This window comes from Roseospira marina (assembly GCF_014197855.1).
GTDB classification, from domain to species: domain Bacteria; phylum Pseudomonadota; class Alphaproteobacteria; order Rhodospirillales; family Rhodospirillaceae; genus Rhodospira; species Rhodospira marina.
Window position 1 is genome coordinate 276,348 of record NZ_JACIGJ010000004.1, and the last position, 24,097, is coordinate 300,444.

19 protein-coding genes are annotated in these 24,097 nt (G+C 67.9%); 9 read left to right on the plus strand and 10 right to left on the minus strand.

Annotation, left to right across the window (positions count from 1 at the left end):
* Positions 1-53 precede the first annotated feature (53 nt).
* The 4 genes from carB to GGD82_RS07600 all read left to right on the plus strand — a co-directional run bounded on the left by carB (position 54) and on the right by GGD82_RS07600 (position 5,536).
* The gene (carB, locus tag GGD82_RS07585; protein ID WP_150062164.1) at positions 54-3,299 is read left to right on the plus strand and encodes a carbamoyl-phosphate synthase large subunit; all 3,246 of its coding nucleotides are present in this window, start codon (positions 54-56) and stop codon (positions 3,297-3,299) included.
* 132 nt (positions 3,300-3,431) lie between these two features.
* Positions 3,432-3,905, plus strand: a complete 474-nt coding sequence (greA, locus tag GGD82_RS07590) for a transcription elongation factor GreA (RefSeq protein ID WP_150062165.1) — start codon at positions 3,432-3,434, stop codon at positions 3,903-3,905.
* A 214-nt stretch (positions 3,906-4,119) separates the two neighbouring features.
* Positions 4,120-5,328: a pyridoxal phosphate-dependent aminotransferase gene (locus GGD82_RS07595; RefSeq protein ID WP_150062166.1), complete on the plus strand. Its 1,209-nt coding sequence runs from the start codon at positions 4,120-4,122 to the stop codon at positions 5,326-5,328.
* 28 nt (positions 5,329-5,356) lie between these two features.
* The gene (locus tag GGD82_RS07600) at positions 5,357-5,536 is read left to right on the plus strand and encodes a hypothetical protein (protein WP_150062167.1); all 180 of its coding nucleotides are present in this window, start codon (positions 5,357-5,359) and stop codon (positions 5,534-5,536) included.
* Positions 5,537-5,566: 30 nt separating this feature from the next.
* Here the strand turns inward: GGD82_RS07600 and GGD82_RS07605 are convergent, their stop codons facing one another.
* Positions 5,567-6,376 carry a winged helix-turn-helix domain-containing protein gene (locus GGD82_RS07605; RefSeq protein WP_150062168.1) on the minus strand — a complete coding sequence of 270 codons (810 nt, stop codon included), beginning with the start codon at positions 6,374-6,376 and terminating at the stop codon, positions 5,567-5,569.
* An 86-nt stretch (positions 6,377-6,462) separates the two neighbouring features.
* Between GGD82_RS07605 and ribA the strand changes: the two genes are divergently transcribed.
* Positions 6,463-7,626, plus strand: a complete 1,164-nt coding sequence (gene ribA / locus GGD82_RS07610) for a GTP cyclohydrolase II (RefSeq protein ID WP_150062169.1) — start codon at positions 6,463-6,465, stop codon at positions 7,624-7,626.
* A gap of 28 nt (positions 7,627-7,654) precedes the next feature.
* Here the strand turns inward: ribA and GGD82_RS07615 are convergent, their stop codons facing one another.
* On the minus strand, positions 7,655-8,440 hold the full coding sequence (locus tag GGD82_RS07615; RefSeq protein WP_150062170.1) for a dienelactone hydrolase family protein: 786 nt from the start codon (positions 8,438-8,440) through the stop codon (positions 7,655-7,657).
* Between the two features lie 99 nt (positions 8,441-8,539).
* Here GGD82_RS07615 and GGD82_RS07620 point away from each other — a divergent pair, with 99 nt between their 5' ends.
* Positions 8,540-9,421, plus strand: coding sequence for a thermonuclease family protein (locus GGD82_RS07620; RefSeq protein WP_150062171.1), 882 nt, complete (start codon positions 8,540-8,542; stop codon positions 9,419-9,421).
* Here GGD82_RS07620 and GGD82_RS07625 read toward each other — a convergent pair.
* The 3 genes from GGD82_RS07625 to GGD82_RS07635 are packed head-to-tail and all read right to left on the minus strand — an operon-like array spanning position 9,408 to position 12,887.
* Complete coding sequence (locus tag GGD82_RS07625; RefSeq protein WP_150062172.1) at positions 9,408-11,489, minus strand: sensor histidine kinase; 2,082 nt, start codon at positions 11,487-11,489, stop codon at positions 9,408-9,410. The genes GGD82_RS07620 and GGD82_RS07625 overlap by 14 nt on opposite strands.
* Positions 11,486-12,391 (minus strand): substrate-binding periplasmic protein, encoded by a 906-nt coding sequence (locus GGD82_RS07630; RefSeq protein WP_150062173.1) that lies wholly within the window; start codon positions 12,389-12,391, stop codon positions 11,486-11,488. Before GGD82_RS07630 ends, GGD82_RS07625 begins: the two co-directional genes overlap by 4 nt.
* A gap of 49 nt (positions 12,392-12,440) precedes the next feature.
* Positions 12,441-12,887 carry a hypothetical protein gene (locus tag GGD82_RS07635; protein WP_184013249.1) on the minus strand — a complete coding sequence of 149 codons (447 nt, stop codon included), beginning with the start codon at positions 12,885-12,887 and terminating at the stop codon, positions 12,441-12,443.
* Between the two features lie 223 nt (positions 12,888-13,110).
* On the opposite strand from GGD82_RS07635, the gene GGD82_RS07640 reads away from it, so the two are divergent.
* Positions 13,111-14,457 (plus strand): glutamine synthetase family protein, encoded by a 1,347-nt coding sequence (locus tag GGD82_RS07640; RefSeq protein ID WP_150062175.1) that lies wholly within the window; start codon positions 13,111-13,113, stop codon positions 14,455-14,457.
* A 45-nt stretch (positions 14,458-14,502) separates the two neighbouring features.
* On the opposite strand, the gene GGD82_RS07645 is transcribed toward GGD82_RS07640, so the two are convergent.
* Together GGD82_RS07645 and phaR are read right to left on the minus strand one after the other, a co-directional pair.
* The gene (locus tag GGD82_RS07645; RefSeq protein ID WP_150062176.1) at positions 14,503-14,829 is read right to left on the minus strand and encodes a hypothetical protein; all 327 of its coding nucleotides are present in this window, start codon (positions 14,827-14,829) and stop codon (positions 14,503-14,505) included.
* Positions 14,830-15,070: 241 nt separating this feature from the next.
* Complete coding sequence (gene phaR, locus GGD82_RS07650; RefSeq protein WP_150062177.1) at positions 15,071-15,817, minus strand: polyhydroxyalkanoate synthesis repressor PhaR; 747 nt, start codon at positions 15,815-15,817, stop codon at positions 15,071-15,073.
* A 550-nt stretch (positions 15,818-16,367) separates the two neighbouring features.
* Here phaR and GGD82_RS07655 point away from each other — a divergent pair.
* Together GGD82_RS07655 and GGD82_RS07660 are read left to right on the plus strand one after the other, a co-directional pair.
* Entirely contained in the window at positions 16,368-17,774 is a 1,407-nt protein-coding gene (locus tag GGD82_RS07655; RefSeq protein ID WP_150062178.1) for an alpha/beta fold hydrolase, read from the plus strand.
* A 205-nt stretch (positions 17,775-17,979) separates the two neighbouring features.
* Positions 17,980-19,152: an acetyl-CoA C-acetyltransferase gene (locus GGD82_RS07660; protein ID WP_150062179.1), complete on the plus strand. Its 1,173-nt coding sequence runs from the start codon at positions 17,980-17,982 to the stop codon at positions 19,150-19,152.
* A gap of 773 nt (positions 19,153-19,925) precedes the next feature.
* Here the strand turns inward: GGD82_RS07660 and GGD82_RS07665 are convergent.
* From GGD82_RS07665 to GGD82_RS07675, 3 genes are read right to left on the minus strand one after another with little or no spacing between them, the layout of a single operon-like run.
* Positions 19,926-20,762, minus strand: a complete 837-nt coding sequence (locus tag GGD82_RS07665) for a hypothetical protein (protein WP_150062180.1) — start codon at positions 20,760-20,762, stop codon at positions 19,926-19,928.
* Between the two features lie 35 nt (positions 20,763-20,797).
* Positions 20,798-22,288 (minus strand): helix-hairpin-helix domain-containing protein, encoded by a 1,491-nt coding sequence (locus tag GGD82_RS07670; RefSeq protein WP_150062181.1) that lies wholly within the window; start codon positions 22,286-22,288, stop codon positions 20,798-20,800.
* An 11-nt stretch (positions 22,289-22,299) separates the two neighbouring features.
* Complete coding sequence (locus GGD82_RS07675; protein WP_170284262.1) at positions 22,300-23,529, minus strand: PP2C family serine/threonine-protein phosphatase; 1,230 nt, start codon at positions 23,527-23,529, stop codon at positions 22,300-22,302.
* Positions 23,530-24,097 lie beyond the last annotated feature (568 nt).

Consider the following 24,097-nt stretch of genomic DNA (forward strand, 5'->3'; position numbering starts at 1 on the left):
ACGGTCGCGCCTCTCCGCCCCCTGTCCGCGTCCTCCGTCATCAGAAGATTCCCATGCCCAAACGTACCGACATCCACAGCATTCTGGTTATCGGCGCCGGTCCCATCGTGATCGGGCAGGCCGTTGAATTCGACTACTCCGGCGCTCAGGCGTGCAAGGCGCTGCGGTCCGAGGGGTACCGGGTGATCCTGGTCAACTCGAACCCGGCCACCATCATGACCGACCCGGAAACGGCGGACGCCACCTACATCGAGCCGATCACGGCCGAGATCGTGGAGCGCATCATCGCCAAGGAACGGCCGGACGCCCTGCTGCCCACGATGGGCGGCCAGACCGGTCTGAACACCGCGATCGAGCTGTCCGACCGGGGCGTGCTTGAGAAGTACAATGTGGAGATGATTGGCGCGCGCCGGGACGTGATCGCCAAGGCGGAGGATCGCCTTCAATTCCGCGAGGCGATGGACGCCATCGGTCTGGAAAGTCCGCGCAGCCAGCTGGTGCACGACATGCACGAGGCGCAGCGCGCGATGGATGACATCGGCCTGCCGGTGATCGTGCGGCCGTCGTTCACCCTGGGCGGTATGGGCGGCGGCATTGCCTACAACCGCGAGGAATACGATCGCATTGTGGCCTCGGGTCTGGCGGCCTCGCCCGTGCATTCGGTCCTGGTCGAGGAGTCGGTCCTCGGCTGGAAGGAGTTCGAGATGGAGGTGGTCCGCGACAAGGCGGACAACTGCATCATCGTCTGTTCCATCGAAAACGTGGACCCCATGGGCGTCCACACCGGTGATTCCATCACGGTCGCGCCCGCGCTGACGCTGACCGACAAGGAATACCAGATCATGCGCGACGCCTCGATCGCGTGCCTGCGCGAGATCGGGGTGGAAACCGGCGGCTCGAACGTGCAGTTCGCGGTTAGTCCGCAGACCGGCCGTCTGGTGGTCATCGAGATGAACCCGCGCGTCTCGCGCTCCTCGGCGCTGGCGTCGAAGGCGACCGGTTTCCCCATCGCCAAGGTCGCGGCCAAGCTGGCCGTGGGCTACACGTTGGATGAGCTGACCAACGACATCACGGGCTGCACCCCGGTGTCGTTCGAGCCGACCATCGACTACGTGGTCACCAAGCTGCCGCGCTTCACCTTCGAGAAGTTCCCGGACACCGATCCCATCCTGTCGTCGTCGATGAAGTCGGTGGGCGAGGCGATGGCGATCGGCCGCACCTTCGCTGAAAGCCTTCAGAAGGGCCTGCGCTCGCTGGAAACCGGCCTGACGGGTCTGGACGAGGTGGAGATTCCCGGCGCCACCGGTCCCGAGGCCACGGACGCGATCCGCGCCGCGCTCGGCGCCGCCCGGCCGGAGCGGATTCTCACCATCGCCCAGGCCATTCGTCACGGCCTGAGCCTGGATGAGATCCGCGCCGCCTGTCACTACGACATGTGGTTCCTGGAGCGCATCAAGGAAATCGTCGACGAGGAGGCCCGTCTGCGCGAGCAGGGCCTGCCGGCGAGCGCGTCGGAGATGCTCCGCGTCAAGAAGATGGGCTTCTCGGATGAGCGGCTGGTCACCCTCACCGGCAAGACTCCGACCGAGGTCGCGTTCCGCCGACAGGTGCTGAACATCCATCCGGTCTACAAGCGTATCGACACCTGTGCCGCCGAGTTCCCGTCGGACACGCCCTATATGTACTCGTGCTATGAGGGCAACGGCATCGAGGCCGCCGAGTGCGAAAGCGATCCCACCGCCGCGAAAAAGGTCATCATCCTGGGCGGCGGGCCGAACCGGATCGGGCAGGGCATCGAGTTCGACTATTGCTGTGTGCACGCCGCCTACGCGCTGTCGGAGGTGGGCTTCGAGACCATCATGATCAACTGCAACCCGGAGACGGTGTCGACCGACTACGACACGTCCGATCGGTTGTACTTCGAGCCGCTGACGGCCGAGGACGTGATCGAGGCCGTGCGCAAGGAGCAGACCAACGGCACCGTGCTGGGCTGCATCGTCCAGTTCGGCGGACAGACGCCGCTGAAGCTGGCGCGCGCGCTGGAAGCCGCCGGCATTCCCATCCTGGGCACGACGCCGGACTCCATCGACTTGGCCGAGGACCGCAAGCGGTTCCAGGTCATGCTGAACGACTTGGGTCTGAAGCAGCCGCAAAACGGCACCGCCACCTCGCTGGAGGAGGCGCGGGAGATCGCCGGTCGCATCGGCTATCCGGTCGTGATCCGGCCTTCGTATGTGCTGGGCGGGCGGGCGATGCAGATCGTCTATACCGAGGAAGGCCTGGAGCGGTACATGAAGACGGCGGTGCTGGTCAGCGGCACCAGCCCGGTTTTGATCGACGCCTACCTGGATGGTGCGATCGAGGTGGACGTGGACGCCCTGTGCGACGGCAGCGACGTCTATGTGGCCGGCATCATGCAACACATCGAGGAAGCCGGTGTGCACTCCGGCGATTCCGCCTGCGCCCTGCCGCCGTTCTCCATCAGCGACGCGCTCATGGACGAGATGAAGGCGCAGACCCGCGCCCTGGCCTTGCGCCTGGGCGTCGTCGGCCTGATGAACATCCAGTTCGCGCTCAAGGACGACACCGTCTATCTGCTGGAGGTCAATCCGCGCGCCAGCCGTACGGTGCCGTTCGTCGCCAAGGCCACGGGCGTGCCGGTGGCGAAGATCGCGAGCCGCGTCATGGCCGGCGAGATGCTCGCGTCCTTTGACCTGAGCGAACGGCCGCTGGGTCATGTGGCGGTCAAGGAGGCGGTGTTCCCCTTCGCCCGCTTCCCAGGCGTCGACATCGTGTTGGGGCCGGAGATGAAGTCCACGGGCGAGGTCATGGGCCTCGACGTCTCGTTGGACCGCGCCTTCGCCAAGGCGCAGATCGGGGCCGGCTCCGCGCTGCCGATGGGCGGCACGGTGTTCCTGTCCGTGCGCGACGAGGATAAGACGCAGATCGTCGAAGAGGCGCGCACCCTGGCTGAGCTCGGGTTCCGCATCCTCGCGACGCGCGGCACCGCCAGCTATCTGGAGGCGCTGGGCATCCCGGTCGAGATCATCAACAAGGTGCGCGAGGGGCGGCCGCATTGCGTGGACGAAATGATCTCCGGCCGCATCCATATGGTCATCAACACCACGGCGGGCGCCCAGTCGCTGACGGACAGCTTCGACATCCGTCGCACGGCGCTGATGCGCACCATCCCGCACTACACCACGTTGCAGGGTGCGCGGGCGGCTGTGCGCGCCATAGCTGCGCTGACGCGGGAAAAGCTTGATGTAAAGCCCCTGCAATCCTATTTTGTCCGTTGATCTTCCCCTGAAGCCGTCCTTCAGGCGGGCCGAGCCTTGCCCGGAACGCCTGGGGGCGTTTTTGTTTCGTGACAACCAAACGCCGCACCGCCTGCCGTGACTCAGGGGGCAACGAACCGAGGGTTTCCGATCATGGAGAAAGTGCCGATGACCGCCGAAGGGCTGCGTGGCCTGGAGGAGGAGTTGAAGACGTTGAAGAGCGCCGAGCGGCCTGCCGTGATCCGTGCCATTTCCGAGGCGCGTGAGCACGGCGATCTGTCCGAGAACGCGGAGTATCACGCCGCACGGGAACGGCAGAGCTTCATCGAAGGCCGGATTACGGAGCTTGAGGACGTTATCAGCCGGGCCGACGTCATCGATGTGTCCAAGCTGTCCGGCGATTCGGTCCGGTTCGGCGCGACCGTGACTCTGGCGGACGAGGATACCGACGAGGAGATGACGTACCAGATCGTGGGTGTGCACGAGGCCGATCTGAAGGCCGGGCGCATCTCCATCGGATCGCCCATCGCGCGGGCGTTGATCGGTAAGGCGGTGGGCGACACCGTCGAGGTCAAGGCGCCCGGCGGCAGCAAGTTCTATGAGGTCGTGACGGTCAAGTACGTCTGATCCTACGCGCTGACCAAGATGCCAGCGGCGGCGGGCGGTAACGTCCGCCGCCGTTTCGTGTTTCGGGTTCCCTATTGCGCGCGAGAGCGGGGGATGGGCCTGCTGAACAGGCCGCAGCGGTCCGCTCTCCACCTTGCAGGTCCGCGCGAGGGCCGCTAACGTGCGCTCCGTCGCGCCGCGACTCCAAATTCCCTTATCCGGAAGGCCCGTTACCATGTCGTCGATCCTTGCCTCGCGCCTGTCCGCCATCAAGCCGTCGCCCACCATTGCCGTGACCACTAAGGCCGCCGAACTGCGCGCGGCCGGCAAGGACGTCATCGGCCTTGGCGCGGGCGAGCCCGATTTCGACACGCCCGAGAGCATCAAAGCCGCCGGCAAGGCGGCCATGGACCGGGGGGAGACCAAGTACACCCCGGTCGCCGGCACGCCGGCCCTGCGCAAGGCGATCGCGGCGAAGCTGGAAAAGGACAACGGCCTGACCTACACGCCCGACCAGATTACGGTGGGGTGCGGGGGAAAGCAGGTGCTCTACAACGCCATCATGGCGACGGTGGAGGCCGGCGACGAGGTCATCATCCCGGCGCCGTACTGGGTCAGCTATCCGGACATCACGCTGCTGGCCGGCGGGACGCCCGTGTTCGTGGCCTGCCCGGAAGAAACCGGCTTCAAGATGAAGGCCGAGGACCTGGAGGCCGCCATCACGCCCAAGACCAAGTGGGTGATCCTGAACTCGCCGAACAACCCGACCGGCGCGGCCTACTCGGCGGCCGAACTGAAGGCGCTGACCGACGTTCTGATGCGGCACCCGCATGTGTGGGTGATGAGCGATGATATGTACGAGCACCTCGTCTACGACGACTTCGTGTTCGCGACGCCGGCCCAGGTGGAACCCGGCCTGTTCGACCGCACCCTGACCTGCAACGGCGTGTCGAAGGCGTACAGCATGACGGGGTGGCGTGTCGGCTATGCCGCCGGCCCGGTGGAGCTGATCAAGGCGATCAACAAGATCCAGTCGCAGAGCAGCACCCACACCAGTTCGATCAGTCAGGCCGCCGCCGTGGAGGCGCTGACCGGCCCGCAGGACTTCATTGCGGAGCGCAACGCCATCTTCAAGCAGCGCCGGGATCTGGTCGTGGGCCTGCTGAACGCCATTCCGGGCCTGTCCTGCCGCACGCCGGAGGGCGCGTTCTACGTCTACCCGTCCTGCGCCGGCGTGATCGGCAAGAAGACCCCGGACGGCCGTGTCCTCAAGACCGACGGCGATTTCGTCACGGCGTTGCTGGAGCTGCAGAACGTGGCGGCCGTGCAGGGCGAGGCGTTCGGCCTGTCGCCGTACTTCCGCATTTCCTACGCCACCGCGACGGAGAAGCTGGAAGAGGCGTGCACGCGCATCAAGGCGCTGTGTGAAAGCCTGACCGACTGATCCCGGGCGGCTTCGGGGCGCGGCGGCGATGGTGGTGATTCCAGAGCAGGCTCAGGCCATCCAGGCGCTGGTTCTGCTCGCCGCCGCCCTGCTGGTCGCGTCCCAAGCGTTTCGTTTGCCACCGCGCGTGGCCCGCGCGGGGCTGGTGCTGGGCGCGCTGTGCCTCGGGGTGGCGGTGATCGCGACCATCGTTACGTGGCCCGCATAAGGGGGGCTCTCTACGTTACGCCGGTCCCGGTCACCCGCGCAGGCGGTAGCCCGTGCTGTCCTTGAGCAGCAGGGTGGGCTGGCGCGGGTCCGCCTCGATCTTGCGCCGCAGGCGGTGAATGTGCGTCTCCAGGGTGTGGGACGTGACACCGCTGGCGTAGTCCCAGACGGTCGCCATCAAAGCGTCGCGGCTGACCGATGCGGCGGCTGCGTGCAGGCACTCCAGGATCGCGGCCTCCTTCTCCGTCAGCGAGAGGGTGCGGCCGCCCGCCCGGTCTACCAGTGTCCGCCCGGCCGGATCGCAGCGGAACGGTCCTAGGTCGAACGTCCCGCGGTCCGCTGGGGTGCGTTCGGCCACCAGCGCTTTGAGGGCTGCGGCGAGGGTGGCGAGCCGCACCGGCCGGGTCACAGCCGTCACGCCGGAGGGCCAGGATCCGCCCTGCGTGCGGCCGGAGGCTAGCATCAGAAGAATGGGCAGGTCGCTTTGACGGTCCCGAAGCCGGACGATGGCTGCGCGGGCGGCGTGGTCGTCGGACACCGACACCAGCACGGCGTCCCAGTGGGGCGGAGTGTCCGGATCCAGGGTGTCCAGGGCCGCCTCGACCGTTGGCGACTCCGTGAGAACGGCGGCGCCGAGATGGGTCGCAAGCTGTCCGGCCAGGGCTTTGCGCGGCGCGTCCAGGGGATCGATCAGGACCAACCGGAGGGAGTCCGGGGCCACGTCGAGCGTCGCCTCGGTCGCGGGCGCACCAACACGCTCGTGCGCGCCCCGTGCGCCGGGCTCTTGCGTCTCCCGCGCGCAGGGCTCTTGCGTCCCGGGCGATCCTTGCTTACGTCTCATGGCTTCTTCTTAATGGGTTCCGGTCGTCCCCGCCAGCGTCGCGCGCGGGCGTCGGACCCTCCCGACTCTGAGGCCGCAGCCACACCATGACCCCGGTTCCGCGCTCCGCCGCGCCCGCGCGTGAGACCCCTGACCCGATCGCCCCCTACACGGTCTCCGCGTTGGACCGTGTCGGCCGGGCCGTTGCCGAACTCCGGCGGGGCGCGCCGGTGGTGGTGGCGGGTCCGGGCGATGCCGTCGTGTGCATTTCGGCCGAGGGCCTGGACGACGCCATGATGGGCCGTCTCAGCGCGCTCGCTGGATCTGCGCCCGCGCTGCTCGTGACGGCGCGGCGGGCGTCGGTGCTGCGGCTTGCCGCGCCGGGGTCGGGGCCGGTGCGCCTCATCCTTCCGGGAACGCCGACCGCCGAGCGCTTGAACCGGCTCGCCGATCCGGAAAGTGCCGCCGCCATGCCCACGCCGCCCGGAACGACGGTGGAGCCGTTGCCGGCGGACAGCGGGGCGGGGGCGAGCGTGACGCTGGCCAAGCTGGCGCGCCTGCTGCCGGCGGTGCTGGCTGCCCCCTGTCCCGTGCCCGCGCTGGAGGCCCTGGACTGGGCGCACGCGCATGATCTGGTCGCGATCGAGGCCGAAGCGGTGCTCGATCATCACGAGGCCTGGGCCCGGGCGTTGCGGCCGGTGGGCGAGGCGCGTGTGCCGCTGGACGGCGCCGAGGAAACCCGAGTCGTCGCGTTCCGTCCGGTTGACGGCGGGATCGAGCATCTGGCGATCGTGATCGGCCGTCCGGATCCCGACACGCCCGTGTTGGCCCGCCTGCATTCGGAGTGTTTTACAGGCGACTTGCTGGGCTCTCTGCGCTGCGATTGCGGGGAGCAGTTGCGCGGCGCCCTTCAGGCCATTGCGGCGGAAGGGGCCGGCGTTCTGCTCTATCTCGCGCAGGAGGGGCGGGGGATTGGGCTGGTCAACAAACTGCGGGCCTACCGTCTTCAGGACGAGGGCCTGGATACCGTCGACGCCAACGAGCAACTCGGCTTCGACGACGACGAGCGGATCTATTCCCCGGCGGCGGAGATGCTCCGGCACCTCGGCTTTCAGCGCGTCCGCCTGATGACCAATAATCCGCGCAAGATCAGCGCCCTGGCCCGGCATCGCATCGAGGTGACGGAGCGGGTGCCGCACACCTTCCCCGCCAACGCCCACAACGTCGGTTACCTGCGCGCCAAGGCACGTCGGAGCGGCCACCTGTTCTGACCACATCGGGTGCGCCGGGCGGTGGGGCTTACCCCTTCAGGTGTTGGGCGAAGAACGCCATCGTACGGGCCCAGGACAGCTTGGCGTCCTCCTCGTCGTAGCGCGAGCCCGACGGGTTGGCGAAGGCGTGGTCGGCGTCGTACCAGTGCACCGTCAGGCTGTCCGCCTTGCCGGCCTCGGCCATGGCGCGCTCGAACCCGCCCACCATGTCGGCGTTAATGTAGCCGTCCCGCGTGGCGAAGTGACCCAGCACCGGCCCCTTCAGCGCTTTCAGCGGTTCGGCCTCCTGCACGAGGCGCCCGTAATAAATCACCGTGGCGTCGGACGGGGCCGCGAGCGAGGCATTCAGCGACCAGCCGCCGCCGAAGCACCAGCCGACGGTGCCCAGCGTGCCGTTCGAGGCCTCGTGGTTCCGCAGCCACGCCATCCACGCCGTGCAGGTTTCGGTCGCTTCGTCCGCGTCCACGTTCGCCATTTGGGTTTGGGCGGCATCCGGCGTGGTGGCGACGGACCCGCCCATCAGGTCGATGGCCAGCGCGACATAGCCGTTGGCGGCGTATGCGCGCGCGGTGGCCTTGATCTGGTCGTTCAGGCCCCACCACTCATGGATCAGCAGCACAGTGGGCGCTGGAAGAGTTTCCGGCAGGGCCAGAGCCGCCTGCACGGTCTTGTCCGACCCAAGGGTGAGCGAGACCGCTTCGGTTTCCTCGGCGGCGGCGCGGGCCAGAACGGGGTCGGCGAGCACGGCCGCGAACGAGGCGCCGGCCAACCCCTTCATAACGGTGCGGCGGCCGATTTGGGCATCATCGAGCATCGTGGTCTCTCCCTGGACACGGTATGGTCCGTGTCGGTGGCATCGAGTCGCGTGTGTAATGTTTGGAGTGCGTCCAAGGTGTGCGCGTCTAATGGGTACATGGCGACGAGCCCGAGCGCGTCAAGCCGGGCGGGTCCGGTGCTCGCGCGTCGTATTGCGGTCGGCGGGGCGCTGGCGCTCCTGGCCGGCGCCATGGGGGGCACCACGCCGGTTCGGGCGACGCCGGAACGACGCGGGCCGGCCGCCGGGCTGTCCGCAGCACCCGTGGGCGTCGTTCGGGCGGTGACCGACGCGGGCGAGCTGGTGCTGGAGGACGGACGCCGAATCCGGCTCGCGGCACTGCACCTGCCCTGTGCCGCCGATCTGCCCCAGGACACCGGACCGGAGGAGGCCGCGCGCCTGACCGCCCTGGCGGCGGCCGCGCGGGACGCGCTGCGGGCCTGGGCGGTTGGATGGTCCGTCGTCCCCTGGACGCCGCGCCTGGACCGGGACCGCTATGGCCGGGTGCTGGCGCAGGTGGTGGTGGGCCAGGATAGGCCCGTTTGGCTTCAGGCTGCGCTGATCGCGGCCGGTCTTGCACGGGTGGAGACCATGCCGGGCGTGGAGGCGGGCGCGGCCCGCCTGCTGCGGCTGGAGGCCGTGGCCCGGCGCCATAGGCGGGGCCTGTGGCGGGACCCGCTCTACCAGCCGCGCGCTCCCGATGCGACATGGCCCTGGATCGGCACATTCCAGATCGTGCGCGGCACGGTGCGGGCCGCTGCAAAGGTCCGGTCGCGGGTGTATCTGAACTTCGGCGCGGACTGGCGGCGGGACTTCACCGTCCGGGTGGACCGGCCGTCGGCGGCTGGATTCCGCACCGCCGATCTGCTCGACCTGACGGATCAGTACGTCCAGGTGCGCGGCTGGCTGTATCCGACCAACGGCCCGATGATCAACCTGGATCACCCGACCGCTCTGGAGACGCGCGTTATCCTCGAGTGATGCCCGCGCGCAGCAGGGGCAGGTCGGGATCGCCGCCGGGGCCATCGGGATCCGAGCGGCCCGACGGGCCGTTGGAGGGGTCGCGGTCATCCCCCGCAGCCTGCAAGGGCAGCGACAACTCCACGCGGGTGCCCCGGCCCGGTCCCTCCTGAATCTCCAGCGGAGCGCCCAGCGCGACCCGGGCCAGGCCATCCGCCAGCAGCAGGGCCGCCGCATCGGGGGCGCGGCGCAGGGCATGGGCCAGCCGTTCGGGATTCCGGTGAATCCCCTGCCATTCCCCCGGTTCGGTCGCGTCGGTCCCGCGCGTCCGCTGCACCAAGGCCCAGGTTTCGGGCGAGGGGGCGGGGCCGTCGTCGTCAATGGTCAGGCGTGCCCGGGCGTCGCTGCCGAGCACCACCCCCATCACGATGCCGGACAGGCCGTTCCCGCGGCCCTCCTTCTCGCGCGGCGGGTCCTCGGCGCGCAGCATGGCCGCCTCGACGACATAGCACAGGACGGCCGTCAGGATGCCGGGCGGTGCCTCTATGGTCGCGTTGGACGGGCATTGCAGGTCCAGTCCGATGTTCCGGCTGGCGAGCCGGGGACCGAGGACTGAGACGGTCTCGCGCAGGATCCGCTCCAGGGCCACCGGGGCCCGGGTCGGCCCCTCGGCGACGGGCGCCGACAGAAGGCGCAGCGCCGAGACGAGATGGGCCGCTTCGTCGACCCGCGCGCTTAGGGTTGTGCAGGCCTCCCCGACCAGATGGGCGGCGAGGGCCGCGCGTTCCGAGGAGACATCTGCCCGTCGTCCGCCGGCCGCCGTGGCCAGCAGGCGCGATTCCGTCAGCGCCAGGGTGGCCTGGGATCGCACGGCATCCAACGTCGTGTTGAGCGTGCGGGCGACCCCGGTGAGGTTGCGGCCCACGGCCGCCTCGGGTGCGGCGCCCAGCAGGGCGGCCGACAGGGTCGTGGCGTCGCGTCGGGCGTTGCTTTCCGCGTCGCGCGCCGACTGGGCGACGGCGGCGCTGTCTTCCATGGCGCCCACCAGCCGTTCCAGACTGTCCCAGGCCGCGTCGATGCCGGTGCCCGAGCGGCGCGGGTCGTAGCCCAGCGCGATTCCGCGCCGGGCCAGACGCCCCAGTGGGAGGGCATGCCCGACGACGGCGCGCCATGCGACCACCAAGCCGGCGGCCAGGGCCGCCAGCCCGAGCGAGACCAGCGCGGCGGTGAGCCGTGTCATGGTGCCGCCGAGAGCGTCGCGGGAGGTCTCCAGCACGCGCGCCGCGTGGGTCATGGCCAGATCACTGGCCTCGGCGAGGTCCGAGTCGCCCGTCTGCCAGAGCGTGGCGCGGGCTGCGCGGTCGGCGAGGGCGGCGCGTCGGGCCGCGGGGATGTCCAACGCCGCTTCTATGGCGCGGTGCACGGCAAACGGGTCACCCCGGACCACCGTTGTCGAGGGGGGCGCGGCGATGGCGTGGGCCGCATGGCGGTGTGCCTCGGCGGCGAGCAGCGGGAGGGCGGCGGCATTGGCCTCGGCCGCCTCGGCCAGGACGTCGTGCAGGGCGGTCAGGGCCTTGGCGCGGGGCCCGTCGCCCGCCGTGAATGGCGCCAGTTGAGCAAGGGCGCTCGCGATCTCGGCGGCCCACGGGCGTTGCGCCGCCGCCTGATCGGACAGACGCCCCGCGACCGCTACGGCGTCATCCAGCGCCGCGCCGAAGGCCGGCGGAAGGTCCGCGCGCCACATCGGGTCGCTGGCCAGCACGCGCAGGCGGGACAGAGCAACCCGCCGGGCTTCGGTCCCGGCCGCGCCCGGCGGCGCGACCCGAATCTGGCGCAGCAGACCGCGCAGACCTTCGACCGCCCGAGCGATCTCTGCGTCCTGCCGGGCGGTGTCGTGGGCCGTTTGCATCCGCGTTGGGTTCTGTCGGGCCTCATCGATCCGCCACACGGTCAACGTGGTGGGCCCGGCCAGCAACGCCGCGACGATCAACGCCAGTGTGAGAACGGCGAGCGCGGGTCGGGGCCGTGGCCGGCGGCGCGGGGGGGCGGCCGTCTCGGGTTCGGAGGACTCGGGGCCGGTCCAGGTCATGGCTGGGGCCCCGTGGCGGGGGTGGGCACCGGTAAGGCTCCGGGAGGTGGTACGTCGGACGGCACGAGGGTGGCCGTCGGATCGGCGTTGGCGTGCGTCAGCCGGCGCAGGGTGCCGTCCCGCAACAGGGCACGGAGGGCGGCTTCGGTGGCTCTGGCGAGGCCCTCGTCGCCCGTTGCCACCGCGAGCGCGACCGGGCCGCCGGCCGGCCGCCGAGTCCAAGGCGGTCCAAGGGCTACGAGATCGGCGCCTTCGGGTTGCGCGAGGGCGTCCAGCGCCAAGGCCAGCGGCAGAAGGGCGGCGTCGGCGTCGCCCCGGTGCAGGGCCGCGACGGCCTCATGCGCGGTTCGGGACAGGACGAGGGTCGCGGTCGGCGGGGCGGCCACCGCCAGGGCGCGGGCCTGATCGGTTCCCGAGGCACTCACCAGCACGCGGCTGGCCAGGGCCTCCGGGTCCGGCAAGCGGACCGGGGCCTTCACGACGGTGGCGGGCCAGGAGTCCGCCCGCCCGACAAGCAGCGACGCCGTGCGGGCATGCGGGGTCAGGAACCGCACCCGCGCGGCGCGGTCCGGTGTCGCGACCAGATCGGCCGCCACCATGTCGACGGCGCCGGAATCCAGGCTCTCGATCAGGCGTCCGGTCGGGGTGAGCGCGAAGGCGCAGGTGACGGCCAGCCGTTCGCAGACCGCGCGCGCGACCGCCACGTGAACGCCGGCCGGGCGCCCGCTGGCGTCGATTCCGGACAAGGGCAGGGTTCCGTCCTGGATGGCAATGGTGAGGGAGCGTGCGGAATCGATCGTCGGCACGCCACCGGAGTCGTGGACCGGTGCGACGGCCCGCCACCCCGCGACGGCCGCCCCGAGGATCAGGGTGAACACCACCCCCGCGCCGACGAGGGCCATGACCCGACGAACGCCGGAGCGGAGCGAGGAGGACGCGGGGGAGGCCGCTTTATTCGGTTTCACGACTGTAGATGTAAAGACTGCCGGATTCTTCCAGGATGCCAAAGTAATCCAACCGGTGGAACCGGTTTCCGGTCGGCTGCTTGCCGGCCCAGATAATGGGAACTTCCCAAAGCTCCTGCTCCCCGGCGCCGATCACGTAGAACGAAATCGATGTGCCGGTGATGGCCACCGGGTGGTAGATCGCCCCCGTGTTCGGATCAAGGGTCGGCTGCCCGAGCCGAAGCTCTTCGATATGATGGATGCGCCAGTTGCCCAGCTTCACAACGGTCCCGGCGGCAACCGAGTCTCCCGAGCCATCGGCCGCTGCGTCGGCCCCGGCGGCGTGCGCCGGCGTGATCGGCCCCAGGGCCAGGAGCCCACCGGCCAGCAGGAGCGCGGCGGGCAGGGCCGCGAGGGGCCGAAGTCCCAGGCGAAGTCCCATGCGAGATCCCATGAGGGCGTGTCTCCTTCGTTGCATCCGGCCACGATGGTGCTGGCATCATGGAGGGTGTCGCACCGTCCGGATTGGACGGCCCCCCATGCCGCGCCAATCCTAGCAACGGGAGCCCCCGGATGCCAACGGCTGCCGTGAGGGAATGACAGACAATTGACAGGATCGGGTGCCGGGAGGACTGTTGCATCGGGGCTTGCGCAGGTCTTTCAAGGATTGTTCCTTCATGTCGTCCGAGTTCGAGGCGTTCGTCGCCGGTCATCCCGATATCGCGTATGTGGACGGGCTGTTCTTCGACCTGTGTTGTGTGGTTCGTGGCAAGCGGTATCCCATCGGGGATGCCGAGACGCTGTTTGCCGAGGGCATGCAGATCCCGGAGTCCATCGCCCTGCTGGACGTGACGGGGGACTGTAACGATCCGCTCGGGCGCGGGTTCTCCGATGGCGACCCGGACTGTATCGCGGTGCCGATTCCTGGCACGCTCTGCCCGATTCCCTGGGGTGACGTTCCCAGCGCCCAGGTCATGCTGACGCTGATGACCCAGCAGGGCGAGCCGGCGATGGTGGACCCGCGCCACATCCTGGACCGGGTGGCGCGCCGCTTAAGGGCCGACGGCCTGGCGGCGACCATCGCCGTGGAACTGGAGTTCTTTCTGATCGATCCGGAGCGGGGGCCGGGCAAGGCGCCGCAGCCGCCCATCTCCCCCGTGACCGGCCGGCGCGACACGCGCACCCAGGTGTACGGCATGGCCGACCTGGACGACTTCCAGGTCTTTCTGCGCGCGGTGGAGCGCGCCTGTCTGGCGCAGGGCGTGCCGGCGTTCACGGCCAGTTCGGAGTTCGCACCCGGCCAGTTCGAAATCAATTTGAAGCATGTGGGCGATCCGCTGCGCGCCGCCGACCATGCCCTCCTGTTGCGCCGTGTCGTCGAGTGGGTCGCGGAACGGCACGGGTTCGAGGCCACGTTCATGTCGAAGCCTTACCCGGATCAGGCCGGCAACGGCATGCACATTCACCTGAGCCTGACCGACGAGGCCGGCCGGAACCTGTTCGACGACGGGGGGGCGCAGGGCTCCGACCTGCTGCGTCATGCCATCGCCGGCATGCAGGCCGCGATGGCCGAGAGCATGGCGATTTTCGCCCCGCACGCCAACGCCTACCGTCGGTTCGCGCCCAACCGGTATGTGCCGGTCAACGCCTCCTGGGGCTACAACAACCGATCGGTGGCGTTCCGGGTGCCGGCTTCGGGCGGAAACGCGCGCCGGATCGAGCATCGGGTGCCGGGGGCGGACGCCAATCCCTATCTCGTGCTGGCGGCGATTCTGGCCGCCGCCCATCACGGCGTGGCCCAGCGGCTTGAGCCAGGGGCAGCGTTCATGGGGAACGCCTGCGAGACGGTGGATCGGGCTCTGCCCTGGACATGGAGGCGCGCCCTGGAGGAGTTCGGGGCCGGGTCCATCCTGCGGGAGTATCTCGGCGCCGAATACGTCGACCTCTACAAGGCCACGAAGTGGATCGAGATGGAGAAATTCCAGGCCGTTATCGCGCCGCATGAATATGCCTGGTACCTGTAGGGGAGCGCCGGTTCGTGGGGTGCCGTTCGGCCCGGGCCGTCGCCGTTACCCCCACAAGGAGGGTCCGTCGCCGGCGCGGCTCCAGTCCACGCCTCCGTCGGCACCAAGGTCGTGCCGGGTGTGGTCCACCGCCGCATCCACGCCGGTCCGGTGGCTGAACAGCATCAGGCTGCCCAGCACCACGGTCAGCCCGAGTGTGAGCAGGACCGCCAGTAGGATCGCCGCGTAGCCGTGGCCCGACATCGGGGCTCCGGCGCCGATGGCGAAGCCGTCCGTCAGGCGGTCGAACACCCAGATCAGCGCCAGACCGATGGCGGCGGAGACGAGAGCCGACGTCAGGGTGGTCCGTGCGGAGGTAGGGGGCACCGTCATGGCCTTGGTCCCTCGTGCCCGGGTGGAGACCGGGTCCGCGCCACTCTTCAGCGTAGACCCTCTCTCATCTCACGTTGGCATGGAGGGCGGATGATCAAGGGCCCCGCGTGCAACGCCGCGCCGGCCCAGAGGCATCACCTTTCGCGTGCCCGCAGGCCGGTGGACGGTACGGCCCGACGGGAATCGGTTCTTTGCGTCGGTCTTTTCGGGGCTTCAGTCGTTTCGGATCCGATTTTTCAGGTCAGGCCTTTTGGGGGCCGGACGCGCTCGAGCCGGACTCGGCGCCATCGGTTCCGGGTTTGGCTCCCTCCTTATCCTTGGCGTCGGCATCGGCCATCAGACGGTCGAGCTTGCGCTGCATTTCCACCATCTGGGCCTTCATCGCCTGGACGTCGTCGCTGGCTTGCGTGGACGCGGGCGTCTCGGCGCGGGTCCGACCACTCTGGCCGGCCGGACCGCTGGGGGCGGTGGTGGCGCCGGGGAAGCCCGGCATCATATTGGGGCCGTCGAACGGCGAGAACATTTTCATCGCGCTTTCGAAAAACGCCATGTTCTGCTTGTTCAGTTCTTCTACATTCTGCATCGGGAACAGCCCGTCCAGCGCGTTCTGCATCACCTGACGCATCTGCTCCTGATTGCGGGCGAACGCCTGCATGGAATGTTCCAGGTATTGCGGCACGACCCCGCCCAGGGAGTCACCGTAAAAGCTGATGACGTTGCGCAGGAAGCTGATCGGCAGCATGTTCTGGCCGTTCTTGCCTTCCTCTTCGACGATGATCTGCGTCAGCACGGACCGGGTGATGTCCTCGCCCGTCTTGGCGTCGTAGACGACGAAATCAACCTGCTCCTTCACCATCTGACTGAGCAGATCGAGCGTCACGTAGCTGCTGGTGGCCGTGTTGTAGAGCCGTCGATTGGCGTATTTCTTGATGATGACGGGTCCGTCACCACCACGCTTTCCTCGGCCGGCGGCCGGCTTGTCCGTCATGCCCCAACGATCCCCTGTTCTGGCCCCTGTTCTGGCGCGGCTGTCTTTGCGCAGCAAAGAGTGACCTGCTCGCCACAGCCAACCCTGAGATTGGTACCGCTGCCAATCACCTCTTTTTTGCAAGTGTCCGGGTTCGGGCGTGGCATTGCAACAGGATTGTGCGCTCGCGAGCAGGCCCTGGGGGGTGCGCGGACACCGTCAATTCCTGTGCGCGGGGTCGGTCGGCGCGAGGTCGGTCGGCGCTGGGTCGGTCGACGCGGGGGCGCCCGGGGCACGTGAGGGAGCGGACAAGGGGGCGGGTGACAGGACCGCGACCGTGTCGGTATAGTGCCGTCCATGACCGACACGCCCGATCTGGAGACGCTGGCCCGCCGTTACCTCGACCTATGGCAGGATCATCTGGGGGCGATGGCGCGTGACCCGGAGGTGTCGGAGGCGCTTTCTCGCGCGTTTTCCGTTATGGTCCAGGGGGTGGCCGGAGCGCCGGGGGACGCGGGCCCAACCGCGACCGGGGACACGCCGGACGATCCCGTCTCGAACGAGCCCGCGCATGACGATCCCTCCGCCGCGCCCGCCCCCAGAAGCGCCACCCAAAGCGCCAGCCCCGCGTCAGGGGCCGCGTCCCCTGAGTGTGCATCTGACCACGCAGACCCTGCAGACGATGAGCTGGCCGCTCGGGTTGAGCGCCTGGAACGGCGCGTCGCCGTTCTTGAGGCCCTTCTGGTCGAGCGGCTCGGCGGGGGCGGATCCCCCCGAAACGCCCCCCCCCGAAACGCCCGATTCCGAAACGAACCCTAAGGCATCCGCTGAGCCCGACACCCGGGCGGCCCTCGCCGCCGTGCTGGAGCAGGCGCGCGCGGCCGGCATCGATCCGGCCGCGTTCGCGGCGGCTGTTGATGCCGAGGCCCGCCGCCGGTTTGGCGCCTTTCTGGACGGGGTCGCGGCGTACCGCGGTCATGCGGAGGGCCGGGCGGACCTCGACGGGTCGGTGGTCTGGGCGCGCGGATCCACGACCCTGCACGCTTTCGCCAGTATGCCCGAGGATTCGGCGCGCCGGGCGCGGGCGCAGGTCGGGCCGCCCATCCTGCTGGTGCCGTCGCTGGTCAACCGGGGGACCATCCTGAATCTGACCCGGCGGCGCGGCTTCGCGCCCTATCTGGCGTGGCGCGGGCTGCGACCCTTCCTGGTGGAGTGGGGGCGGCCGGGCGCGGCCGAACGCGGATTCGCCATCGCGGACTATGTCGTGGACCGACTGGAGGCGGCGTTCGACCATGTGGTGGCGGTCACTGGGCGCCGGCCCCTGGTGCTGGGCTACTGCATGGGGGGGCTGCTGGCGCTCGCGCTGGCGGTGCGGCGCCCGGCGGACGTGGCTGGGTTGGTGCTGCTTGCGACCCCGTGGGACTTCCACGCGGCCGGTGAGCCGGCGCGTCAGGGCCGGCTGGCCCGCGCCTACGCCCCGTGGGTGGAATCAGTGCTGGCGACTCAGGATACTCTTCCGGTGGATGTATTGCAGGCCGCCTTCGCCATGATCGACCCGCCCGGACTGGCCCGCAAATTCCAGACCTTCGGTCGGCTCAGGCCGCGTGGAGCCGCCGCGCGGCACTTCGTCGCGGTTGAGGACTGGCTTAATGATGGCGTGCCATTGGCCGCCGCAGTCGCCCGGGAGACGCTGGCGGGCTGGTACGCGGACAACGCTCCGGGCCGCGGCCAGTGGCAGGTCGCGGGGCAGCCGATCCAGCCCGAATCGATGACCCGACCGGCCTACGTCGTGGTGCCGGCGCGGGATCGCATCGTGCCGGCGGCCTCGGCGCGGGCGCTCGGACAGGCCCTGCCGAACGCGACCCTGCGCGAGCCGCCATTGGGCCATATCGGTATGATTGTCAGCCGTCAGGCGGTCGCGCGGGTGCACGATCCGCTGGTGCGATGGGCCTTGCGAATCGGTCGTGCAACGACCTAGGCACAAACTGAGGTTTTCGAAGTGCCTTTGTCTCATTATAAACGGATTCCAAGAGTGGCGAGCGTGATCCATCCAGATGCGGCTCCCTCCGGAACCGTCGCGGCCCGGTGCGACGCGAAGGGGGCTTGGCTGAGTCGATCTTGACAGCGGGAACGGGAACCGCAGGGGCGCGCGCCACCAGGGAGGAATAACAGGGAGATAAATCATGTCCGACATCGTGATTGCCGGAGCCGCTCGGACGGCCGTCGGAACCTTCAACGGCGCTCTGTCCTCGGTTCCCGCGCACGAACTCAGCAAAGTCGTTCTGCAGGAGGTCATGAAGCGCGCGAAGGTTGACCCGGAGGAGGTGTCCGAAGTCATCCTGGGTCAGATCCTGTCCGGGGACACCGGGCAGAACCCGGCGCGTCAGGCCGCCGTGAACGCGGGCATCCCGGTCGAGAAAACCGCCTACGGCATCAACCAGCTGTGCGGCTCCGGGTTGCGCACCGTCGCCCTGGGCTATCAGGCCATCAAGATGGGCGACAGCGACATCATCCTCGCGGGCGGCCACGAAAGCATGAGCATGGCGCCGCACATGGCGCATATGCGCGGCGGGACTCGCATGGGCTCGCTGGAACTGAAGGACAGCATGCTGCGCGACGGCCTGTTCGACGCCTTCCACGGCTACCACATGGGCGTGACCGCCGAAAATATCGCGCAACGTTGGCAGATTACCCGCGAGGAACAGGACGAGTTCGCCGCCGGGTCGCAGCAGAAGGCCGAGGCCGCCATCAAGAGCGGGCGGTTTAAGGACGAAATCATCCCCTACGTCATCAAGACCCGAAAGGGCGAGATCGTGGTGGATACCGACGAGCACCCGAAGGAAGGTGTGACCAAGGAAGGGCTCGCCAAGCTGCGCCCGGCCTTCAACAAGGACGGCACGGTGACTGCGGGCAATGCCAGCGGCATCAATGACGGCGCCGCCGTGGTGGCGCTGATGACCGAGGAGAACGCGGCCAAGCGCGGGGTCACCCCGCTGGCGCGGATCGTGTCCTGGGCGACGGCCGGCGTCGACCCGGAAATCATGGGCACCGGGCCGATTCCGGCGACCCGCAAGGCTCTGGAGCGGGCCGGCTGGACCCACGAAGACCTCGACCTGATCGAGGCCAACGAGGCCTTCGCCGCCCAGGCCCTGTCGGTGAACAAGGAGCTTGGTTGGGATACCAGCAAGGTGAACGTCAACGGCGGCGCCATTGCGCTGGGCCACCCGATCGGGGCATCCGGCGCCCGCATCCTGGTCAGCCTGCTGCACGAGATGCAGAAGCGCGACGCCAAGAAGGGGCTTGCCACCCTGTGCATCGGCGGCGGCATGGGCATCGCCATGTGCGTTGAGCGGTAAACGCGGGAACCGGTTGGCCAAGAGGCGTTTTCACGGACCGGCATGGAGCACGTCACCCCAAGACGGGCTCGCGAGAGCAAATCCCGAGCGATCTGGAACAGATCGCGACGACGATTTGCTTCAACATCAGTACGTTAGGGCATTTTGCGTGATCCCGATGTCGCGCTAAACGCTCTGGTGGGTCTTGTTCTGAGTGATCGGCTCTCGGGCGGGAGTCTCGGACGCCAAGATCGGCGTCCGAGGCCCCGCCTGCCTACCGCGCTACGGCACGCCCCAGGGTGCTGAGTCCGTCGAGCGTGACGAACGGTGTCGCGCTCCGCGCCCGGTCATGATCCCCTGAAACTCTTGATCCCTGAACCGACAAAAGCCGCCCGAGGGCGGCTTTTATGTCTTTGACACGCTTGGGAAAAGTGTGGCGTCCCCAAGGGGATTTGACCCCCTGTTGCCGCCGGGACAGGGCGCCATGTATGGGGTTTCCGGGCATTCAGGCGGCCTGTGATCCTGCCGGGTTCACGAAATGACCGGCGGGCGCCAGGGGTGAAGGCAGAGCGAACGGATTCGGTCCACGGTCAGGCACCAACCCGGCGGACTCTCCTGACCGCTGGACCAACGTTGGGGGCTGGGGTCAATTCCGTTGTGGCACGAACGACTCTCTGGCCGCCCCGCAGCCGCCCAGAGGATTGGGAGCCCGGCCGGACCTCGTAGATCAGGCCCACGGTGCGGCCGGGTTCTCCCCCTCTGAACCGTAAGGCGGCCCAAAGGTCACGCCGGGGTCACGCCGGCATCTCGGTCGGCCTGGACCGGACAACGGCATGAGCGTTGGACACGTCGAACCCTTCGTCCACCGCGAGGGTTCTCGTTGTCTCGGTGGTCATGTCGACGAGGGTGACGGCCCCGTTCACCAGGGAAACTTTGGCGAGGTGAGCCTTGGCGCCGGCCATCTCGGCCACGTTCACGTCCGCGTCGGCCGCGCACCCGAACACCACCGGATCCTTGCCCAGGGTGACTGTGATTGTGCGTTCCTTTTCAAGGCTCATACCTTTCGGCCGGATGGTCACCTCCAACCAGGCCCGGCGGAACGCGGTCTCCGCAAGCGCAATGGCCAGTCCGATCACCGCCCCTGTGGTCGCCGTACCCGCTGCCAGCGTGGACACCAGATACATCAGGCCGCATCCAATGAACCCGCCGACGGCCCCGGCAAAGGAGGCGGTCGCAACCTTGAGATTGGGGATCACCCACGAAACGGCGAAACCGACGGCCAGGCCCCCGAGCGTCCAGCCCAGGAACCGGCCCGCGTCGGCCTGCCCGCCCAGGAGCTCGGCAATGGGAAAGCCGGCCGTCAACGCCACGTAACCGCCGATCATTCCGCCGATCCCACCGATCACCACGCCCTTGGTAACCGATTTCCAGTCCGCAACCTTACCCACATACTGGGTCTGGGCGAACGCCAGCAGGCCGGCGATACACATGCCGTCGAGTCCGGTTCCGACAACCCACGACGCAAGCGCGCTATGAAGGCCCACGATGCCATACAACATGGCGCTTGCCAGTCCGCCCACCGCTCCGAAGACGGAGAAGTACACACGCTTATCTGAAAGAAGCCACTTCATATCTGGTTCACTTTCTCCTTTGCCCCAATGGGGTATCAGCCATTGACCAACTGGACCTGCACCAGTCTGCCGCCCTCTTCGCGGGAGAGCAGAAACTGGCTTCCATCGGTCAGCTTCACGTGCCCACCGATTGGCACGTCTTTTTTAGCAGAGACGTCGTGCATGTGCGGCATCCCTTCATTCACAAGATACCAGTCTCCATTATGGAGCTGGAAATAACCCACCCGCTTTTTCTGGGCGGCCGACAGGTGTTCATTGGGAAAGACGGCGCGGCTGACGTGCCAGGGGAATAGGGACTGGCCGTTCCAGACCATGACCCGATGGTTGTCCGGCATGTAGGTGCCGCTGTGCCGGCTGGAGTAGAGGTTCAGGACCGGCAACTGTCCCCTGTATGGCGTTCCGCAATACGGGCATTTCGGTTTGGTCGTGTTATCGAAGACATACCAGCCCATCTCGCACCCGTTGGCGCAGGGCTGGATCATATCGATCGTGCGGACCAGGGCATTTTCCCACTCGGACGGGGTTGGGCGCTCATGCGGGGCGTGAAGACCGGTGACAAAGGCTCTTTCGAACAGGTCCGCGAGCAGCGGCCCCGCGATGGTGTAGGGCATCCGGGACGGATCGCCCCAGGGGAGTTGCGCCTTGGTGAGCTGGTCAGCGTTCACTCTGTTGCCGGCATCGGTCGGGTGCTCGACAAACAGGGCCTTCGTGCCCATCGCCAGCTCTTCGTCCTTGGTCGCATCCATGTCATGCACCTTCCCGCCTCGCAGGGGGTGGCGGTAGAACAGGTACATGTAGATCAGGACGGCCAGGGCATGCCTATCGGTCAGCGTGGAGGGAAGTTTCCGGTTCTCGTCGGTTCGTTCGAGGTGCTGGGTGGCGATCACTTCGGGAGCGATGAAGTCCGGTGTGCCCACGACGTCCGGCGGAAACTTCCCCGGAACAACCAGACCGTCAATGTCGATCACGCAGGCACGGCCCGAGGACGGATCGACCAGGACATTCTTGTAAGACAGGTCCGAGTGGGCAAGGCCGGCCGCGTGAAGACGGCGGACCGCACGGCTGATCATCAGGCAGATTTGGAGATGGCTGAGCCAAGTCCCTTTCTCCTCCGGGGCCAGGAACTTCGCGCGGTTTGACGCACTCGCAAACCACTTGCCTTCTTTTTCCTTGCCCTTGATTCCCAGCATGTCGTTGTTGACGGAGCCGTGGGCGAAGAAGAAATGGGGCTTATAGACCGGGACGACGACGCCGATCCGTCCATCCCGCTCGACAACTGCCGTCGGCCAGCAGAACAGATCCTTCCAGTATTCTCCGCCCTCTCTTTCCAGTATTCCTTCTCTGTAGCTTCCGACAATCGATTTCAGGCGCTCTTTTCCTTGGTAATCCAGTGGGTCGCGGAAGAAAGCGACGACATAGGAGCGATCGGGGCTGAAGTAGACGTCCTTCATGCCGCCCTGGCCGATGATCTCGTCCTTGTACTGGACCGGCTGCCCATCCTGAGTCGTGAGCGTGATGATCGTCATATCCTGTTCCTTCAGGGCACCAGGACCGCAAGGGTCCGGTCGTCATGGTTACCGGGCGACCAGAAGTCGAGCCACTCAAGGAACTGCCGATCCATGGCCTCGTTCGTGCGCGAGAAATCAACAGACCGCGTCAGATCGTCGCGCCAGAACTCGATCCATTTTGCGCCGTCCGCAAAAACGGCGTCGGTGGGAAACTTCGGGTCCGAAATCCCGTCCGTCATCAGAGCCACGGCGGTGAAGTCTTTCCGAACGTCAAAGAAAAGCCGCTTCGCGACCTCTTCGAAGCCTCCGGAGAACTCCGATTTTTGCAGGAACCGGGTCTGACCCGCGAACTCGCCGCTGTCGGGCAACGTCAGAGGCGTCAAGGACCCATCGCGGACGTCGAACACCGCAGCCCCGCCGTCGCCCACGGAAAATCCGGCGATAAACCAGCCTTCCTCGACCTTGCGGACGACGCCGATGATCAGGGTTGTCGAAAATGCGGAGACCTTTTCGTTGCGGACCGCCGCCTCAGCCTCGAGATCCTTGGCGGCGTCAAAGGCGGCGTCGGCCAGGGAGAGGTAAAGCTGGCTCTTGATCTGCGCGGTGGCGTCGGTGTTGCCCTGCCTATGGGCGTGCACGAGTTTTCCCAGATGCGGCGTGACGTGCTTGTCGAGCCGTTTGGGCAGGCCACTCAAGACACTCTCGACGGCCACCTTGGAGCCGCGCCGCGAGAACGTCGCGCTGCCGGCCCCATCCGCCACCACGGCGATGTGCCAGCCTCCCGGGCCGGTGGCCAGGAGTCCGAAGTGGTCGTCGCGGAATGTGCCATCCTTGGCATGCGAGCGGCCCCGCTTGCTCGCCGCCACGCAGAGCAGGTCGCCCTCCGTCCGTTCGAAGGCCTCGTCCTCTTTCCAGAACGGGTCGTTGCGGTCGCTGGCCTTTGAGACCCAGAGCGACTTGGGGTCGGGGATCACCGCCAGATGGGCCGCAACCTCGCACCGTTTGCCGTGCAGAAGCGCCTGCAGGCGGAGGACGAAATCCCCGCTGGCCGTGGGCGTGCCCTTCAGAAGCCCGGACCCCTCGTCCAAGGTCAGACCCGAGCCGCCGGAGTCTTCAAGCTTCAGGCCCTTGAGACCGTCGATCTGGATGGCCCCTTCATAGGCCTCGCTGGTCCTGGCGTTCTTCAGGTACACCGTTTTCTTGACCGTCTCGATGGGGGCCGCGCCCGCGGACCCGGAGCACGCTGCGCGCGTCGGCATCGCGGGCACCCCGCCCGGCTGGGGGGTATCGAGGGTCGAACGGTCGGGCGGATCGGCCACAGGCGAACGGGGCGTCGCCGCCTTGGGTGACTCAGGCTTAGGTGACTCAGGCTTGGGTGAGTCGGGCTTGGATGAGTCGGGCTTGGGTGTCGGCGTGCCCGCCCCGTCCTCCGGCCGTGTCTGCGGTGCATCGTCGCTCATGGGAACCCTCGCAGGTGGGTCGGAGGCGTCGCGCTTTGGCGGGGCCGGTTCGGGATCCGGGTCTGAAACCGGATCGGAGGCCGAGGGGTCAAGCTCCGGCTTGGCCTCGGGCTCCGGCTCGGAGGCGGGCTCCGGCTCGGGTGCGGCCGGGTCAGAGGGCGCCAGATCAGGGAACGGCCTATCAGAGGGAGGCCCCGCCTCGTCCGCTCCAGCCGTGTCCACCGGCGGGCTCGGGGGGGGTGGTGACTCGCGCGGGCCCTGCGGCTCATCGGTGGAGGTCGGGCGCTGTGCCACTTTGCTTGTTTTTCTGAAATTTCTCTCGAAACGATCAATAACAAACAGAATTCTTCGAAGATGTGGCGGCAGA

Bases quoted from the DNA above. Each gene is read 5' to 3' on its own strand.
- carB (WP_150062164.1), top strand. From the start codon at position 54: ATGCCCAAACGTACCGACATCCACAGCATTCTGGTTATCGGCGCCGGT.
- greA (WP_150062165.1), top strand. From the start codon at position 3,432: ATGGAGAAAGTGCCGATGACCGCCGAAGGGCTGCGTGGCCTGGAGGAG.
- GGD82_RS07595 (WP_150062166.1), top strand. From the start codon at position 4,120: ATGTCGTCGATCCTTGCCTCGCGCCTGTCCGCCATCAAGCCGTCGCCC.
- GGD82_RS07600 (WP_150062167.1), top strand. From the start codon at position 5,357: ATGGTGGTGATTCCAGAGCAGGCTCAGGCCATCCAGGCGCTGGTTCTG.
- GGD82_RS07605 (WP_150062168.1), bottom strand. From the start codon at position 6,376: ATGAGACGTAAGCAAGGATCGCCCGGGACGCAAGAGCCCTGCGCGCGG.
- ribA (WP_150062169.1), top strand. From the start codon at position 6,463: ATGACCCCGGTTCCGCGCTCCGCCGCGCCCGCGCGTGAGACCCCTGAC.
- GGD82_RS07615 (WP_150062170.1), bottom strand. From the start codon at position 8,440: ATGCTCGATGATGCCCAAATCGGCCGCCGCACCGTTATGAAGGGGTTG.
- GGD82_RS07620 (WP_150062171.1), top strand. From the start codon at position 8,540: ATGGCGACGAGCCCGAGCGCGTCAAGCCGGGCGGGTCCGGTGCTCGCG.
- GGD82_RS07625 (WP_150062172.1), bottom strand. From the start codon at position 11,489: ATGACCTGGACCGGCCCCGAGTCCTCCGAACCCGAGACGGCCGCCCCC.
- GGD82_RS07630 (WP_150062173.1), bottom strand. From the start codon at position 12,391: ATGGCCCTCGTCGGCGCGGGGGTGGTGTTCACCCTGATCCTCGGGGCG.
- GGD82_RS07635 (WP_184013249.1), bottom strand. From the start codon at position 12,887: ATGGGATCTCGCATGGGACTTCGCCTGGGACTTCGGCCCCTCGCGGCC.
- GGD82_RS07640 (WP_150062175.1), top strand. From the start codon at position 13,111: ATGTCGTCCGAGTTCGAGGCGTTCGTCGCCGGTCATCCCGATATCGCG.
- GGD82_RS07645 (WP_150062176.1), bottom strand. From the start codon at position 14,829: ATGACGGTGCCCCCTACCTCCGCACGGACCACCCTGACGTCGGCTCTC.
- phaR (WP_150062177.1), bottom strand. From the start codon at position 15,817: ATGACGGACAAGCCGGCCGCCGGCCGAGGAAAGCGTGGTGGTGACGGA.
- GGD82_RS07655 (WP_150062178.1), top strand. From the start codon at position 16,368: ATGACGATCCCTCCGCCGCGCCCGCCCCCAGAAGCGCCACCCAAAGCG.
- GGD82_RS07660 (WP_150062179.1), top strand. From the start codon at position 17,980: ATGTCCGACATCGTGATTGCCGGAGCCGCTCGGACGGCCGTCGGAACC.
- GGD82_RS07665 (WP_150062180.1), bottom strand. From the start codon at position 20,762: ATGAAGTGGCTTCTTTCAGATAAGCGTGTGTACTTCTCCGTCTTCGGA.
- GGD82_RS07670 (WP_150062181.1), bottom strand. From the start codon at position 22,288: ATGACGATCATCACGCTCACGACTCAGGATGGGCAGCCGGTCCAGTAC.
- GGD82_RS07675 (WP_170284262.1), bottom strand. From the start codon at position 23,529: ATGCCGACGCGCGCAGCGTGCTCCGGGTCCGCGGGCGCGGCCCCCATC.